Source organism: Methylobacterium sp. OAE515 (assembly GCF_041806315.1).
Taxonomy (GTDB): domain Bacteria; phylum Pseudomonadota; class Alphaproteobacteria; order Rhizobiales; family Beijerinckiaceae; genus Methylobacterium; species Methylobacterium tardum.
This window is the reverse complement of record NZ_JBGMUV010000001.1, coordinates 1061244-1077902: the sequence shown is the minus strand read 5'-3', so window position 1 is coordinate 1077902 and position 16659 is coordinate 1061244. Positions and strand designations below refer to the sequence as shown.

The 16659-nt window shown below is 71.8% G+C and carries 13 protein-coding genes; 5 read left to right on the top strand and 8 right to left on the bottom strand.

What is annotated here, in order from left to right:
• Nucleotides 1-168: 168 nt before the first annotated feature.
• Both ABIE45_RS05230 and ABIE45_RS05225 read right to left on the bottom strand, forming a co-directional pair.
• Nucleotides 169-1959 carry a thiamine pyrophosphate-requiring protein gene (locus ABIE45_RS05230; RefSeq protein WP_192709663.1) on the bottom strand — a complete coding sequence of 597 codons (1791 nt, stop codon included), beginning with the start codon at nucleotides 1957-1959 and terminating at the stop codon, nucleotides 169-171.
• Between the two features lie 351 nt (nucleotides 1960-2310).
• The gene (locus ABIE45_RS05225) at nucleotides 2311-3534 is read right to left on the bottom strand and encodes an acyl-CoA dehydrogenase family protein (protein WP_192709664.1); all 1224 of its coding nucleotides are present in this window, start codon (nucleotides 3532-3534) and stop codon (nucleotides 2311-2313) included.
• A 483-nt stretch (nucleotides 3535-4017) separates the two neighbouring features.
• On the opposite strand from ABIE45_RS05225, the gene ABIE45_RS05220 reads away from it, so the two are divergent.
• The 5 genes from ABIE45_RS05220 (at nucleotide 4018) to ABIE45_RS05200 (ending at nucleotide 9911) form a co-directional block, all read left to right on the top strand.
• A complete protein-coding gene (locus ABIE45_RS05220; RefSeq protein ID WP_192709784.1) occupies nucleotides 4018-5007 on the top strand; it encodes an aliphatic sulfonate ABC transporter substrate-binding protein in 990 nt (329 codons plus the stop codon).
• 4 nt (nucleotides 5008-5011) lie between these two features.
• Nucleotides 5012-6064, top strand: a complete 1053-nt coding sequence (locus tag ABIE45_RS05215) for an LLM class flavin-dependent oxidoreductase (protein WP_192709665.1) — start codon at nucleotides 5012-5014, stop codon at nucleotides 6062-6064.
• 13 nt (nucleotides 6065-6077) lie between these two features.
• Nucleotides 6078-7415 carry an LLM class flavin-dependent oxidoreductase gene (locus ABIE45_RS05210; protein WP_192709666.1) on the top strand — a complete coding sequence of 446 codons (1338 nt, stop codon included), beginning with the start codon at nucleotides 6078-6080 and terminating at the stop codon, nucleotides 7413-7415.
• Nucleotides 7416-7668: 253 nt separating this feature from the next.
• Nucleotides 7669-8724 carry a helix-turn-helix domain-containing protein gene (locus ABIE45_RS05205; RefSeq protein ID WP_192709667.1) on the top strand — a complete coding sequence of 352 codons (1056 nt, stop codon included), beginning with the start codon at nucleotides 7669-7671 and terminating at the stop codon, nucleotides 8722-8724.
• Nucleotides 8725-8927: 203 nt separating this feature from the next.
• Nucleotides 8928-9911, top strand: a complete 984-nt coding sequence (locus ABIE45_RS05200; protein ID WP_373622180.1) for a transporter substrate-binding domain-containing protein — start codon at nucleotides 8928-8930, stop codon at nucleotides 9909-9911.
• Here ABIE45_RS05200 and ABIE45_RS05195 read toward each other — a convergent pair.
• The 6 genes from ABIE45_RS05195 to ABIE45_RS05170 are packed head-to-tail and all read right to left on the bottom strand — an operon-like array spanning nucleotide 9899 to nucleotide 16451.
• The gene (locus ABIE45_RS05195) at nucleotides 9899-11275 is read right to left on the bottom strand and encodes an LLM class flavin-dependent oxidoreductase (protein WP_192709669.1); all 1377 of its coding nucleotides are present in this window, start codon (nucleotides 11273-11275) and stop codon (nucleotides 9899-9901) included. The genes ABIE45_RS05200 and ABIE45_RS05195 overlap by 13 nt on opposite strands.
• A complete protein-coding gene (locus ABIE45_RS05190) occupies nucleotides 11275-12513 on the bottom strand; it encodes an SfnB family sulfur acquisition oxidoreductase (RefSeq protein ID WP_192709670.1) in 1239 nt (412 codons plus the stop codon). The genes ABIE45_RS05195 and ABIE45_RS05190 overlap by 1 nt, the downstream gene beginning before the upstream one ends.
• Before the next feature lie 10 nt (nucleotides 12514-12523).
• Nucleotides 12524-13765, bottom strand: a complete 1242-nt coding sequence (locus ABIE45_RS05185) for an SfnB family sulfur acquisition oxidoreductase (protein WP_192709671.1) — start codon at nucleotides 13763-13765, stop codon at nucleotides 12524-12526.
• A 26-nt stretch (nucleotides 13766-13791) separates the two neighbouring features.
• Complete coding sequence (locus tag ABIE45_RS05180) at nucleotides 13792-14445, bottom strand: methionine ABC transporter permease (protein WP_192709672.1); 654 nt, start codon at nucleotides 14443-14445, stop codon at nucleotides 13792-13794.
• A 48-nt stretch (nucleotides 14446-14493) separates the two neighbouring features.
• Nucleotides 14494-15651 carry an ATP-binding cassette domain-containing protein gene (locus ABIE45_RS05175; protein WP_192709785.1) on the bottom strand — a complete coding sequence of 386 codons (1158 nt, stop codon included), beginning with the start codon at nucleotides 15649-15651 and terminating at the stop codon, nucleotides 14494-14496.
• On the bottom strand, nucleotides 15651-16451 hold the full coding sequence (locus ABIE45_RS05170) for a MetQ/NlpA family ABC transporter substrate-binding protein (RefSeq protein ID WP_192709673.1): 801 nt from the start codon (nucleotides 16449-16451) through the stop codon (nucleotides 15651-15653). Before ABIE45_RS05170 ends, ABIE45_RS05175 begins: the two co-directional genes overlap by 1 nt.
• Nucleotides 16452-16659: the final 208 nt, after the last annotated feature.

Below are 16659 nucleotides of genomic sequence, written 5' to 3'. Positions count from 1 at the left end.
ACCCCTGACAGGTGTGCTTACAGAGATCGGCGCCGCGCGATCAAGCGCGCGTGATCGGGCCGGAAGGGCTTTCACGATCGTCGCGACCGGCGTGTCCCGCGGCTTGTGCAAGAGCGCCGGTCCGCGGCCCGGATCGGAGGGTTGATCAGGTCGGAGCGGGCGGCCGCCCTACGTCCTGTCGCCGGGCAGGACGGAACTCAGCACCTGCCGGGCGGTGTCGGCGAGCAGATGGCGCTCCTTCGAGTCGCCCTTGCCCAGCATCGACATGAAGTTCTTGACCTGCTCCAGGGTGAAGAACGGCGGCAACGGCGGCACCTCGGGATCGGTCTTGACCTCCAGCACCACCGGCACCGGGCTCGCCAGCGCCTCGTCCCAGGCCGGGCCGACCTGCGCCGGGTCATCCACGTAGAGGCCCTTCAGGCCGATCAGCTCGGCGAACTTGTGGTAGGGCACGTTCGGGATGGTCTGGCTCGCCTCGAATTTCGGGTTGCCCTCCATCACCCGCTGTTCCCAGGTCACCTGGTTCAGGTCCTCGTTGTTGAACACGCAGCAGATCCAGGTCTTGTTCGACCAGCGATGCATGTACTTCGCCACCGTGATCAGCTCGGCCATGTTGTTCATCTGCATGGCGCCGTCGCCGACCAGCGCGATCACCGGCCGGTCGGGATGCGCCACCTTGGCGGCGATGGCGTAGGGCACCGCCGCGCCCATCGAGGCGAGGCCGCCCGAGAGCGAGCACATCTGGCCCCGGCGCATCTTCAGGTCGCGGGCGTACCAGTTGGCGCAGGAGCCGGCATCCGAGGTGACGATCACCCGCTCGGGCATGCGCGGCGAGAGCTCCCAGGTCACCCGCTGCGGGTTGACCGGGTTCGCCTTGGCCATCGCCCGGTCCTCGGCCTCCTTCCACCAGGAGGCGACGTTCTTCTCGATCCCGGTCCGCCAGGCGCCGCCCTCCTTCTTCTGGTCGAGGAGCGGCAGAAGGGCGGTGAGCGTCTCGGCGGCCTCGCCGCAGAGCGGCACCTCCATCGGGTAGCGCAGCGACAGCATCTCCGGCGCGATGTCGATCTGCACGCCGCGGGCCTGCCCCTCCTCGGGCAGGAACTCGGCCCAGGGAAAGCCGGAGCCGACCATCAGCAGGGTGTCGCATTCGGCCATCATGTCGGAGGACGGCTTGGAGCCGAGCAGGCCGATCGTGCCGGTGACGAAGGGCAGGTCGTCCGGCAGCGCGGCCTTGCCGAGCAGCGCCTTGGCGACGCCGGCCTGGAGCTTGTTGGCCACCGCGATGACTTCGTCGGTGGCGTGGAGCGCGCCGGCGCCGACCAGGATCGCGACCTTCTGGCCGGCATTGAGCACGTCGGCCGCCCGGCGCAGGTCGCCGTCGAAGGGCACGACCTTCGGGGCGGTGTAGCCGACGCCCGAGAAGGTGTTGCCGTGCTTGCGCACCGGCCCCTCGTAGGGAACGTCCTGCAGGTCGTTGGGCAGGATGATCGCCGCGACCTTCCGCTCGGCCTTGGCGATGCGCATGGCGCGGTCGACGATGTGACGGACCTGGGCGGGCGCGGAGGCCTGCTGCACATAGGCGGCGACGTCCTTGTAGACGCTCGTGAGGTCGAGCTCCTGCTGGTAATGCGCGCCGTTGACGTTGCGGGCCTGCTGGCCGGCGATGGCGAGCAGCGGCACGTGGTCCGAATAGGCGTCGTACATGCCGGTGAGCAGGTGGGTCGCGCCGGGACCGGAGGTGGCGAGGCAGACGCCGACCTCACCGGTGAACTTGGCGTAGGCGGTCGCCATGAAGGCCGCCATCTCCTCGTGGCGGACCTGGATGAACTCGAAGGGCAGGTCGTTGCGCTGAAGGGCGCCGAGCAGGCCGTTGATGCCGTCCCCGGGGTAGCCGAAGATCGTCTTCACCCCCCATTCGGCCAGACGCTTCCAGAAGAAGTCGGCGACGGCGTCGGCCATGTGAATCCTTGGACTATGAGCGGCCGTGGCGCCGTGCACGCAGGATCGGGCCTGCGGGCTGCGGATCGGAAACGGCTCGTGCCGCCGTGGAGCGCTGCTGCGTGCTTGGCCAACCCGACACCGGAAACCGTGTTCCTGACCACCCCGCGGCGCGCTCTGACGCGCGCGTGATGCGGCATCGGGCGGCCGAACCATCAGGATCGGCGGTGCCGAGGAGTTGCGCGGCGGCGACGTACAGACGACGCGCACCTGCGCCCTCTCGGGCTACGGGGCCGCCTCCCGCGCGGCGCTGGTCATGCCCGGGACGGCCTCAACCGCCCGGTCACCGGATACCGTCCCCGGCGACGCGCCTCACGCCGTGCCGACGCGGTATTGCCGCGGCGGCGGCGCGCCCGTGATCGCGAAGGTCCCGACGATGCGGTCCCGGTAGATCCGGGGATTGTGGGACGCGATGGTGCGGGCGTTGCGCCAGTACCGGTCGAGGCCGAGCCCCGACTTCACGGCCGAGGCGCCCAGCGCGTCGAACAGCGACGTCGTCGCCTGCAGCACGAGGTCCGTGACCACGCTCACGGCCTGGTTGACCTCGACATCGGCGAGCGTCGTCGCCCGCTCGGTGGCCGGCCCGTCGCCGGCCTGATGCGCCGCGTAGGCCCGCTGGAGGGATTCGGCGCTCTTGAGCACAACGGCGCCGGCCGCGTAGGCATTGGCCCGGACGCGGCCCACCACCGCCTGGATCTGCGGATCCTCCGCACTGCGCCCGGCATTGCCGTGGCTGTAGACCCGGGTGCGCTCGGCCACGAGCCGCGCCACGTCCTCGGCGGCCGCCCGGCCGATGCCGGCGAGCGTCGCGAGATGCACCAGCTGGAAGAACGCCATCGCGTAGGGAAAGCGGGCCGGATCGGGCTTGATCAGGTCCGGATCGAGCGCCACGCCCTTGAAGGTCACGGTGCCGCTGGCGGTCAGCGCCTGCCCGAACCCGTCCCAGTCATCGACGACGGTGACGCCGGGCGCCCGGACCGGAACGGCAGCGGTCACGGCCCCGCCCGTCTCATCCTCGGCCGAGAGGTGGATGTAATCCGCGAACAGCGAGCCGGTGGTGTAGAACTTCCGGCCGTCCACCACGAACCCGCCGTCCCGCCGCCGCACCACCGTGTCGAAGGCGCCGACCTTGGCCGGCCCGGTTTCCGAGACCCCGCTGCCGATCGTTGCGCCGGCCCCGATCCGGGCGATCCAGGCGGTGCGCCACGCGTCGGAGGAGGCGCACAGGGCGTCCTCCGTGAAGCCGAAATGCGCGCGCAACGCGTTGGTGACGTTGGAATCGGCCTGGGACAGCTCGATCAGGAGCGCGAACAGCTCGGGCAGGCTGGCGCCGTGGCCGCCCTGCTCCGGGGCGAGGCGCAGGGTGGTGAAGGTCGCCTCCCGCAGCCAGCCGATCTCGGCGTGGGGCAGGATGCGGGCGCGGTCCCGCTCGGCCGCGTTGGCGCGGATCTCGGCGAAGACCGGACGGAACCGGTCCGCCAGCGTCTCGTAGCGCGCACTCGGACCCGCGCCCCAGCCCGCTTCCGTCTGCGACATGGCTTCCCGTTCCCGATCCTGACCAGCGCCGCAGCGCCTCACCCTGGAATCGAGGGTTTGTCCGGTGACCTCAAGCTGAATCGAGAGTTCGCCAGACTTTTGAAAGCATCATCTCGCCAGGGCCGGTTCGCAAACATCTTCGATTTATAAGTCGACCCTAGAAGAAAAACCTTTTCTTTCCGCGAACCTTCCTCTGCTGCGGAGAACGCGCGCGGCAATCCCCGGTCCGGGCCAGCCCATCGATCCGACCGGTACTTTTCGCGGCCGACATCGGAAAGACGACACTGCTGCTGATGCCCATCTATGAAGGATGTCGTTTTACATCCGCCTTAGAAATAGAAACATCGTTCCATTGATCCTGTCGTTCGTAACGGTCTTCAATAGAAGCAGGACGGGATGCGACGCGGATCTTCGCAGGATCGTGCCTTCCACAGCAGCTCCGGCACGCCGTCCGGGCACAGCTTCGAGATCCACGAGACCGTGATGACCGACGACACGTTGAGCCGGATCGCCCCGTCCCGCCGGTCCCTGCTGCACGCCGGCCTCGGCGCGGCCGCCACCCTGGCGCTCGGCGCGCCGGCGGTGCGGGCCGGCCTCCGCGAGGTGAAGATCAGCATGCAGCGCTCCTCGGTGCTGTTCACCGTGCTGAAGGTGAAGGGGACGCTCGCCGAGCGCCTGGCGCCGCTGGGCTTCACGCCGAGCTGGCACCTGTTCACCAGCGTGATCGAGCCGATGACGGCCGGCGCCGTCGACATTCACGCCGACGTCGCCGACGCGGTGCCGATCTTCACGCAATCGGCCAAGGCGCCGCTGACCTTCTACGCCCGCGAGCGCGGCGCGCCGGCCGCCGAGGCGATCATCGTGCCGGCGGAGTCGCCGATCCGCACGATCGCGGACCTCAAGGGCCGCACGGTCGGCGTCTCCCGGGGCTCGGGCAGCCACTACGTGCTCGCCGCCGCGCTGAAGCGCGCCGGCCTGAGCTTTTCCGACATCAAGCCGGCCTACCTCCAGGCGCCGGAGGGCGCGGCCGCCTTCGAGCAGGGCAGCCTCGACGCGTGGTCGATCTGGGACCCCTTCCTCGCCTTCGCGCAGGCCAAGCGCCCGGTGCGGGTCGTCGCCGACGCCACCGGCCTGACGAGCTACCATCGCTACTACCTCGTCAACGACAGCTTCGTCGCCGCGCAGCCGGAGGTCGTCGCGGTCGTCTACCGGGCGCTGGTCGAGGCCGGCGCCTGGATGCGGTCGAATCCGGAGGAGGCGGTGGCGCTGCTGGCCCCGATCTGGGGCGACCTGCCGCCCGCGGTCGTGGCCGCCGCCAACAGCCGCCGCACCTACGCGGTCGAACCGGTGGACCGCGCCCAGCTCGGCGAGCAGCAGGCCATCGCCGACGTGTTCTACGAGGCCAAGCTCATCCCGCGCCGGATCGACGCCACCGACGTGCCGATCTGGCAGGCGCCGGCGGGGCGGGGCTGAGGCCATGGCCGGACCGACCCACGCGCCCCGCTTCGGCATCTGGGCGGCCGTCCATGGCTCCCGGGCCTCCCATCACGACCCCGACGAGCCGGATGACGCCAGCTGGGACCGCAACCGCGCTCTGGTCCTGGAGGCGGAGGCCCTGGGCTTCGATTCCGTGCTGGTCGCCCAGCATACGATGAACCCCTACGACCCGACGCGCGACCAGCTCGAGGCCTGGATGGGGGCGGCGGCGCTCGCGGCGCTGACCCGGCGCATCGAGATCATCGCGGCGATCAAGCCCGGGCTCTACCATCCGGTGGTGCTCGCCAAGATGGCGCTCCAGATCGAGCATATCAGCGGCGGCCGCTTCGCGCTGAACCTCGTGAATGCCTGGAACAAGGCCGAGTTCGAGCGGGCCGGCCTGCCGTTCCCGGCGCACGACGACCGCTACGCCTACGGGCGCGAGTGGATCGGCCTCGTGGATCGGCTGATGCGGGGCGAGCGGGTCACCTTCGCGGGGGCGCATTTCCGGGTCGAGGACTACCAGCTCCGCCCCGCCGGCACGTTCCGGAAGCGGCCGACCATCTATCTCGGCGGCGAGTCGGAGCCCGCCCGGGCGCTGGCCGCCGACCATGCGGATGTCTGGTTCATCAACGGCCATCCGCTGGAGGACGTCGCGGCCCTCATCGCCGACGTCGCCCGCCGTCCCGCGGCCAACGGCCCGCTGCGCTACGGCCTCTCGGCCTTCGTGATCGCGCGGGATTCCGACGCGGAGGCGGAGGCGGAGCACGCGCGGCTCCTCGCCTTGGCGCAGCGCGACGCGGACCTGCGCGCCGACACCCGCGCCCGGACCGACCGGGCCAGCGTGATGTTCGCCAAGACCGACGCGGCCGCCAGCCGGCATGTCGGCACCAACGGCGGCACGGCCGCCGGGCTGGTGGGCAGCTACGCGACCGTGGCGGAGCGGATCCGCGCCTTCCACGCGGCCGGCATCGAGCTGTTCATGCTGCAGTTCCAGCCGTTCGAGGCGGAGATGCGCCGCTTCGCCGAGCAGGTCCTGCCACGCGTCCGCTGACCCGGAGAGTTCGATGAGCGGACGCACGCTGCATCTCAACGTCAACCTGCTGCATTCGGGCGTCTACCCGTCCGCGTGGCGACTGCCGGACAGCCGGCCAGACGCCTTCATCGACATCGACCATTTCGTGCGCGTCGCCCGCATCGCGGAGCGGGGCAAGCTCGACGCGATCTTCCTGGCCGACACGCCGGCGATCAACGACCGGATCGACTACCGGCCGTTCAACGCCCTCGAACCCACGGTGGTGCTGGCCAGCGTGGCGGCGGCGACCAGCCATGTCGGCCTCGTGGCCACCGCCTCGACGACCTACAACGAGCCGTACAATCTCGCCCGCCGCTTCGCGAGCCTGGACATGGTCAGCCGCGGCCGGGCCGGCTGGAACGTGGTGACCACCGCCGACGCCGCCGCGGGCCGCAATTTCGGCTTCGCGGGCGCCTCCGAGCACGGGGCGCGCTACGCCCGGGCGCGGGAATTCACCGAGCTGGTCCACGCCCTGTGGGACAGCTGGGAGGACGACGCGTTCGTCGGCGACAAGGCGGGCGGCCGGTTCGTCGACACCGGGAAGGTCCACGCCGTCCGCCACCGCGGCGCGCATTACGCCGTCGAGGGGCCGCTGACCGTGCCGCGCAGCCTGCAAGGGCGCCCGGTGACCTTCCAGGCGGGCGGCTCGGAGGACGGGCGCGAGCTCGCCGCCGCCACCGCCGACGCGGTGTTCTCGCTGGCCCAGACCATCGAGGACGGGGCGGCCTATGCCCGCGACCTGCGCGCGCGAGCGGCGCGCTACGGACGCGGGCCGGATGCCCTCGTCATCCTGCCCGGCCTCGCCACGGTGATCGGCGCCACAGAGGCCGAAGCGCGCCGCCGGCAGGACGAGCTCTGGGATCTGGTGCCGGAGGCGTACAGCCTCGCGCGGCTCGCCGGGACGCTGCGGATCGATCCGGCACGGCTCGATCTCGACAAGCCGCTGCCCGACCCGCTGCCGCTCCCGCCCGACGCCAACCACACGATGTTCCTCGGCACGGTCGCGCTCGCCCGGCGGGACGGGCTGACGGTGCGCCAGCTCCTGCGGGCGCTGGGCGGCGGCGTCGGCCACCGCATCGTCGCGGGCACGCCGGAGGCGATCGCCGACGACATCGAGGCGTGGTTCCGGGCCGGCGCGGCGGACGGCTTCAACCTGATGCCGGACGTGCTGCCGGACGGGCTGGAGACCTTCGTGGACGCGGTGGTGCCGATCCTCCAGCGCCGCGGCCTGTTCCGGCGCGACTACGCGGGCGCGACCCTGCGCGACCATCTCGGCCTGGACCGGCCGGCACGCCGCTACGCGGTCGGCGCGGCCTCGCTCTCCGCCTGACACGCCCGAGGCCGCCCCGGGACGGAAGGAGCCCCCACGCCGGCTGTCCGTCCGGACGATGGCGGCGCCCGGTCGCGCGCACCGACACGGCAAAGGACCGTGTACAGCCGCCTCGTGCGCCGTGGGAGCGGATGACCCTCCGGCCGGCCGGGGCTAACATCCGGACCGATCGAATCGCGCTGCGCCGCGGCGCGATGCCGCTTCCCACGCCTCGTCAGCGGTCGCGATCAGAACACGCATCCAGGCTGACCGTATGCCGTCCGACGCGACAAGCCGCCCTGCCGACGCCGCCTCGTCCGGCGACGAAGCCGCCGGCGGCGCGGTCGCCTGCCTGCGGTTCGAGCCGCCCGAGGATCCGGAGGCGCTCGGCCGGGCCTGGCAGGACCATCTCGCGCCGGTCTTCGCGGTCAGCTTCCGGCCCGAGACCGATCTCACCGTCCCGATCGCGATGCGCAGCTACAACCTCGGCGACCTCCTCGTCGGCGACGTGATCGCGCCGGCCCACACCCTGGTCCGAACCGAGGCGATGATCCACCAGCAGGGCATCGACCACATCCTTCTCCAGTTCTACCGCCGGGGGCGGAGCGTCGTGGAGACGGACAGCCGCGCCGGACCGGTCACCGAGGTGCAGTGCATCGTCTTCGACCTCGCCCAGCCCGTGCGCATCGTCGCGGAGGCCGTCGATGCCACCAACGTCGTGATCCCGCGCGCCCTCCTGGAGCAGCAGGGCTGCCACCCGGACGCCCTGCACGGCCGCCCCCTCGATCACGACGGCGACCCGTTCGGCCGGCTGGTCCACAACTTCGTCGCCAACGTCGTCGCGTGCGGCGACCTGCTGGACCGGCGCGAGGCGCTGTCGGCCGCGGCGGCGATCACCCAGCTCTGCGCGAGCTGGCTGCGCGGCCAGGAGCAGGGCCGCCCGACCGAGCATCAGGACGTCCGGATCCGGCTGCGCCGCCTCATTGAGGCCGAACTGGGCAACCCGAAGCTGACGCCCGCGCTGATCGCCGGCCGCCTGGGCCTGTCGCGCTCGACGCTGTACCGCCTGTTCGCGCCGAACGGCATCGTCGCCTATATCCGCGACCGCCGCCTAATGGCGGCGATGCGGATGCTCGTCCGGTACGACGCGCCCCGCCCGCTGCGCATCGCGCAGGTCGCCTACGCCGTCGGATTCTCGGACGAGCGGACCTTCCGGCGCGCGTTCAAGCGCCGGTTCGGCTTCATCCCGAGCGACGCCCCGCACCGCGCGGACGCAGAGCCGGACCGGGCGTCGGCGGCCGTCCTGCGCAACTGGATCGAGAGCCTCTGACGTGCGGGCCCCTCACCGGTCGATTCCCGCATGCCTGCTGGCCGTGCGGCTGTCCGTGTGCCTGGCCGCCGCGGCCCTGCTGCTCGATGCCCGCGCCTGCCGGGCCGAGCCCGGGGAGACGCCGCGCGAAGCACCCCTCGCCCTCCGAACCGGGAGCCCCGAGACGTGGCGGGGTCGCGACCCATTCGGTCCCGCCGCTGGTCATGGACGAGGGCGGCCGGCTGCGCGGGTTCAGCATCGATCTCTGGAACGCGATCGCCAAGGATCTGGGGGTCCGGACGGAGTACCGGCGCGTCGACAACCTGCCCGCGCTGTTCGACGCCCTGTCGGCAGGCCGGGCGGACGTGGCGATCGCGGCCGTCTCGATCACCGCAGAGCGCGAGCAGCGGTTCGACTTCTCGGTGACCATGCTGGAGATCGGCCTGCGGATCGCCGTCCGGGCGGCCCCGGATTCCACGGGATCGGCCACGGGGCGGGCCCTCTGGGCGCTCCTGGGCGACGCCGCCTTCCTCCAGGTCGTCCTGGGGATCGGCGCGCTCATCCTCGCGGTGGCCGCCCTGGTCTGGTGGCTGGAGCGGCGCCATCCGGCGGGCATGGTGGCGCAGGCGCCGCCTGGGCGCGGCTTCGCCTACACGCTGTGGTGGGCCCTGAGCAGCCTCGGCGCACAGGCGGAGGAGATGCCCCGCAGTCCCGCGGCGCGGGCGATCACCGTCCTCTGGCTGTTCGCCTGCATCGCCCTGGTGGCGTGGTTCACGGCCGGCCTGACCAGCACCGCGACGGTGGAGCGCCTGCGCGGCGCCATCAACGGGCCGCAGGACCTGCCGGGCAAGCGGGTGGGCACCGTCGCCGACACCACGTCGGTCGCCTATCTGGCGGACCACTTCGCCACGCCGGTGGCCTTCGCGAGCCTGGAGGAGGCCTGCGCGGCGCTGGAGGCCGGGACCGTCGCCGCAGTGGTCTACGATGCCCCGGCGCTGGCCTATTACGCGACGCAGGCCGACCACGCGCCGGTGCGCCTGATCGGACCGGCCTTCAACCGGCAGGCCTACGGCATCCTGTTCGCGGCCAACGACCCGCGCCGCAAGCGCGTGAACCGGGCCCTCCTCGCCCTGCGGGAGGATGGCCGCTACGACGAAATCTACGGCCGGTGGTTCGGCTCCGAGAGCGGCGAGGCTCAGTCCCGCTGAACCACCCCGGGGCGGAAGGCGTCCGCGGGGTGGCGCGCGGGCAGCCGGTCGCCCGCGCCGAACAGCTTCGCCCGCAGCGCGCCTTCGGCATAGGCGGTCTTGTAGAGGCCGCGGTCCTGCAGCTCCGGAATCACGATGTCGATGAAATCCGAGAAGCTTTCCGGCACGACGATCCGGCTGAGATTGAAGCCGTCGACCTCGCCCTCTTCGATCCAGGCCTGGAGTTCGTCGGCGATCGTCACGGCGTCGCCGGTGAGCACCGCGTAGCGGCTGCCGAGCTGCAGCTCGGCCAGGAGGTCGCGCTTGGTCAGGCCGCGCCTGGCCGCCGCCGCGGTAGCCGACTGGATGGCGTTGCCCGGCGCGTAGGGGATCGGCTCATCGAGGCCGTAGCGGGCGAAGTCGATCCCCGTGGAGGCGGAGAAATGCGCGAGCCCCGCCTCCGGGCTCGCGTAGGACAGGTATTCATCCCGCTTCGCCTCGGCCTCCGCCCGCGTCCGTCCGGGGATGACCGCGAGGCCGACGAACACCTTCACGTCGTCGGGATTCCGGCCGGCGGCGACCGCCTCGGCCCGGATGGCGCGAACGGAGTCGCGGGCGGTGGCCGGGTCGCGGGCCGAGATGAACACGCATTCGGCGTGACGCCCCGCGAAGGCCCGGCCGCGGCCCGAGGCGCCGGCCTGGTAGAGGACCGGCGTGCGCTGGGGCGACGGCTCCGACAGGTGGTAGCCCTCGACCGAGAAGAACTCGCCCCGGTGGGAGACCTTGCGGATATGGGCGGGATCGCTGAACACCCGGGCCGCCCGGTCCCGGCGTACGGCCGCGTCGTCCCAGCTGCCCTCCCAGAGCCGGTACAGCACCTCCAGATACTCGTCGGCGTAGTCGTAGCGCCGGTCGTGCGCCGGCAACGTGCCGCCGCTCTGGCCGCGATGGGCGCTGTCGAGATAGCCGGTGACGATGTTCCAGCCGATCCGGCCGCCGGTCAGGTGGTCGAGGGTCGAGAGGCGCCGGGCGAAGGTGTAGGGCGCCTCCTGGTGGACGTTGATCGTCACCCCGAAGCCGAGATGCTCGGTCACCGCCGCCATGGCGGAGATCATCACGGTCGGGTCGTTGACCGGGAGCTGCACGGCCTCCCGGGCGGTGACGTCGATGCCGCCGCCGTAGATGTCGTAGACGCCGATGATGTCGGCGATGAACAGGCCGTCGAACAGGCCGCGCTCCAGGAGCTTCGCCTGCTCGGTCCAGTAGGACAGCGTGTTGTACGCGGCCGAGCGGTCGCGCGGGTGGGTCCAAAGCCCGTGGTTGATGTGGCCCACGCAGGTCATGTTGAAGGCGTTCAACAGGATCTGCTTCTTTGCGAGGGCCATCAGAGCGCTCCGTGCCGGGGCGGATGCCGGCCGTCGAGGTGGTAGGCGCCGATCCAGTGGTACTTCCAGCGCACCGGATCGTGCAGGGTGTGGGTGCGGACGTTGCGCCAGTAGCGGTCGAGCGCCTCGGCCCGGTCGGTGGCGGAGGTGCCGCCGAGTTCGAGGAGCTTGTTGGCGGCGAGAAGCCCGGCCCGGTGGCTCGCGGCCCGGGCCTCCGCCACCGCCACGGAGGCCGCCGCGACGCGCTCGGCGTCGGGGGCTTCCTGCGCGGCGTCGACGAAGCGGCCGGCCCGCGCCAGCAGGGCGTCGGCCGCCGCGAGGCGCACCTGGACGTCGCCGAGCGCGTGCAGGGTCAGGGGATCCTCGCTCGCCCGCGTGACCCCGGAATCGATCCACGGCCGGGCGCGGTCGCGCACGAAGGGCAGCGTCGCCGAGAAGGCGCCCGCGCCGATGCCGAGATCGATCCCGGCATGCAGGATCTGCGCGAAGGGACCGATGGCGGTCGGCCGCTCCAGCGAGGCCTGGAACGGCACCACCCAGTCGGGCTCCACGGCGACCCGCTCGAACAGGATCGAGCCCGAGCCGGTGACGCGCTGGCCGAACCCGTCCCAATCGTCGACCAGGGTCACGCCGGGCGCGTCCCGGGGGATGAAGACCAGGTAGGTGACCTCCCGCCCCGCCTCCTCGACGTTGACCAGGGTCGGGATACGGTGGGCGTAGAGCGAGCCGGTGCAATAGAATTTGCGGCCGTCGACAGTCCAGCCCGCGGGATCGCGCACGAGCCGCGTGCGGCGGGTGTGGTCGCGCGAACCGATCTCGGCGAGCGCGTTGCCGAAGCGCTCGCCCGCCAGGACGCGGCCGTAGAGGGCGCGCTTCTGGGCCTCGGTGCCGCCGTTGCGGAGCACCTCCAGGGCGTAGAAGTGGTTCTGCGGGATCTGGCCGAGCGACCCGTCCGCCGCGGAGATCCGGGCGATCACCTGGGCGACCGTGGCGCTGTCGAGGCCGGGGCCGCCGTATTCCGTCGGCACCGAGATCGCCCAGAGGCCGGATTCGGTGAAGCGCTCGATCTCGGCGAAGGGCAGGCGGCGCTCGCGGTCGCGTTCGACGGCGGCCTCGGCGAAGTCGGAGGCCAGCGTGTCGGCGATCGCCAGCGCCGACGCGGCGTCGGCGATCACCGGTACCGGGCGCGGCGGCGCGGGCGTCCGCGTGAACGCGGTCTCGTGCGGCTGGAGCGGCATGGCCCGGTCCTCAGTTCCACTGGTGCCGGGCCGGCAGCACGCCGTTCAGGGCGTAGTTGCCGAGGAGGTGATATTTCCAGCGGACGGGATCGTGGAGGGTATGGACCCGGGCGTCGCGCCAGAACCGGCCCAGATTGTCGGCCTCGCGGGTCGCCGAGGCGCCGGCGAGCTCGAGGAGCCGCTCGGAGGCCTCCAGGGCCACCTCGGTGGTGAGGATCTTGGCCTGCGCCACCGCCACGGAGGCCTCGGCCGAGCTCTGCGCGGTGACGGGCGCGGCGGCGATCCGGTCCAGACTCCGTCCGGCGCGGGCCAGAACCTCCTCGGCGGCGTGCAGGTCGACCGTCAGCCGGCCGATCTCGCCGAGGATGTGGGGATCCTCCGCGACGGTCTCGGCGGTGAACGGATAAGGCCGCGTCCGGGTGCGCAGGAATGCGAGGGCGGCGGCGACCGCGCCCCGGGCGAGGCCGGCATCGATCGCCGCCTGGATCAGCTGCGAGACCGGACCGAACAGGCCCGGCCGGTCGGCCAGCGGCGCGAGGTCCAGGGTGAGATCCGCCTCGACGGGCGCATCCTCGAACACCACCGTGCCGCTCGCCGTGGTGCGCTGGCCGAAGCCCTGCCAATCGTCCACGACCCGCACCCCGGGGGCATCCCGGCGGACGAAGACCACGAGCGGCCGGCCGGCGGGATCGACCGCGCGGGTCGGGATCCAATGGGCGAAGAGCGCGCCGGTCGAGTAGAAGCGCGTGCCGGTCAGGCGCGGCCCCTCCGGCCCGGCGGTCAGGCGCGTCTCCACATGGGTGATCGCCTTGCCGTTGCGGGCGGGTCCGGCATTGCCGATCCGGTAGCCGGCGAGCACGTCGCGAAAGATCCGCGCCTTCTGGTCGGGACTTGCGGCGAACGCGACCAGGGCCAGCACGCCGAACTGGTTCTGGGGGATCTGCGCCGCCGAGCCGTCGGCCTCGGCGAGGATCGCGAACACCTCGGCGAGCGTCGCGTACGAGACCTCCGCCCCGCCATGGGCCCGCGGCACCGTGATTCCGCCGAGCCCGCTCTCCGTGAACGCCGCGATCTCCGCCCAGGGCAGGCGCCGGTCGCGGTCGCGCTCCGCCGCGCCCGCGGCGAAGATCCGGGCCACCGCGCGGGCAGCCGCGAGCGCCTCGGCGTCGGAGCGGATCCGGTGCGGGGGCGAAGGCGGCGGAAGCCGGTCCACCGCGGCTTCGGGGGCGGGATCGTCCAGATGCAGAATCATGGCCGGAGCGCCTCGAACCGAGTCCGTCAGCGGGCCCGGAGGCGCCGCACCGCAGTGTCGCCCACGAGCTGCACGAGGCAGACGAGGGCGATCAGGATCGCGATCACGACGCTCATCACGGTGGTGTCGAAGCGCTGGTAGCCGTACCGGATGGCGACGTCGCCGAGCCCGCCCGCGCCCACCGCCCCGGCCATCGCGGAGGCGCCGATCATCGACACCACCGTGATGGTGAAGCCGCCGACGATGCCGGGCAGCGCCTCGGGCAGGAGCACGTGGGCGAGGATGTGCCGGCGCCGGCAGCCGATGGACTGGGCCGCCTCGATCAGGCCGGCATCGACCTCGCGCAGCGACACCTCGGCGATCCGGGCGAAGAACGGGGTGGCGCTCACCGAGAGCGGCACGATCGCCGCCCAGACGCCGATCGTGGTGCCGGCCACCAGCCGGGTGAACGGGATCAGCGCCACCAGCAGCACGATGAACGGCACCGCCCGGAAGCCGTTGACCAGGGTCCCGACCACCCGGTTGGCCCGCGGCGCCGGGAAGATGCCCTCAGGGCCGGAGGTGACGAGGAACAGCGCCAGCGGGATGCCGACCAGCACCGCGATCCCGGCCGAGACCCCGACCATGAACAGCGTGTCCAGGAAGGCCTGCCAGAGGCGGTCGATCATCTGCGGGGTCATGGCGAGGCTCCGGGTCGAGACGGTTATCGGGCGGCCGCTGTCGCGGACTCACTCCGCTTCGAAGTCCGAGCCGGCGTAGCCCAGCCGCTCGACGCTCCCGCCGAGTGCCCGCAGCCGGCCCTCCACGCCCGGATCCTCGCTTGCGACGGCGACCAGGATCCGGCCGACCGCGTGGCCCTGGATCCGCTCGATGCCGGCCTGGAGGAGCCGCACCGGCGCCCCGGCGGCGGCCGCCAGGCCCGAGAGATCGGGCGCGCCCTGCCCGGAATAGGTGACCTGCAGGATCGCCGACCCGCCGGGCTCCGGGTGCGGCTGCAGCCGGGCCGCAAGGTCCGCCGGCAGGCCGCGGGTCAGCGGTTCGAGGAGCGCCCGGGTGGTGGGGTGCTCGGGCGCCCCGAAGACGCGCCAGACCGGCCCGGTCTCGACCACCCGGCCCGCCTCCAGCACAACCACGTCGCTGCAGATCTCGCGGATCACGCTCATCTCGTGGGTGATCAGCACGATGGTGATCCCCAGCCTCCGGTTGATATCGCGCAGCAGATCCAGGATCGCCAGCGTCGTCTCCGGGTCGAGGGCGGAGGTCGCCTCGTCGCAGAGCAGGATCTCGGGGTTGCTCACCAGTGCCCGGGCGATGCCGACCCGCTGCTTCTGCCCGCCGGAGAGCCGCGACGGGTAGGCGTCGGCCTTGTCCTCCAGCCCGACAAGGCGCAGCGCCTCCGCGACCCGCCGGCCGATATCGGCCTTGGGGATGCCCGCCACGGCCAGCGGCAGCGCCACATTCTGTCGGACGGTCTTGGCCGCCAGCAGGTTGAAGTGCTGGAAGATCATGCCGATGCGGCGGCGCAGGGCCACGAGCCCGTTCGTATCGAGGGCGTCGATCGGCGCGCCGTCGACCAGCACCCGGCCAGAACTCGGCATCTCCAGCCGGTTGACGGTCCGCAGCAGGCTCGACTTGCCCGCCCCCGAGCGGCCGATGATGCCGAAGATTGCCCCGGCGGGGATGTCGAGGTCGACGCCGTCGAGGGCCCGGACCGGGCCGGCGGCGGACGGATAGGTCTTGGAGACCGCCTCGAACCGCACCGTGCCGGCGGCCCGGCCGGGCGGCGGCGTCACGCTTGCGGGAGCCAGGGCGGCGCTCGGGTTCCGCGGTCCGAGGGCGACCCGTCCGGCCGGATCGCGCAGACTGTCGAAGACGAGACCGACCATCAGTTCTGCCACGCCAGCACGTACAGCTTGTCGCTGTTGGCGAAGGACTTGCGGATCTGCTGCTTCACGGCTTCCGAGCTCTGGAACAGCTTGACGAATTTGGCGATGGCCGGGTCGTCCTTGCGAGACGCCTTGGTGACGAAGCTGACGGCGAAGAGCTTGTCCTCGATGCCGGAATAGATCAGGCCGCTGGTCGGGTCGAAGCTGCCGGACGCCACGATGAAGTGCGGGTAGCCCTGCGCGAGGTCGACGTCGCGGGTGATCCGCACGAGCTGCGGCCCCTCGACCTCGGTGAATTTCAGCTTCTTCGGGTTCTCGGTGATGTCGTCGAGGGTGCCGAGGAAGCCGACCCCGTCCTTAAGCTTGATCAGCCCGGCCTTCTGGAGGAGCAGCAGGGCGCGGCCCTGGTTCACCGGATCGTTGGCGATCGCCACCGAGCCGCCCACCGGGATCGCGTCGAAGCTCTTATGCCTCAGGGAGTACAGGCCGATGTTCTGCAGGATCCCGAGGCCGACGATCGCGAACTGGTAGCCCTTCTGCTTCGCGGCGTTCTCCATGAAGGGCCGGTGCTGGAAGAAGTTCACGTCGACATCGCCGGCGTCCAGCGCAACGTTCGGCGTCGTCCAGTCGCTGAACTCGATGACCTGGACATCGAGCCCCTCGGCCTTGGCCTCCCGGGCCGCCACGTTGGCGGCGTCGCTGTAGGCGCCGGGGACGGTGCCGATCTTCAGGGTCTCGGCCCGGGCGGAGACTGTGCCGAGGGCGAGCCCCAGGGCGGCGAGGACGGGCAGGAACTTCATCGGGCAGGACTCTGGTCTCGTGACGGGGCGCGAGGCCCGCACCGATCGGACGGCACCGATCCCGCAGGCGGACGCCATCCGGGGATCGCTCCTCAAGTCGATGGCGGCCGGTGCGCTCAGCTGATCTTCAGCGCTGAGGTTTAGATCACGGGCGCCGGCGCCGACATTCCAAAGATACCGATCGAATGGGATGTTTGATCTCTGGCCG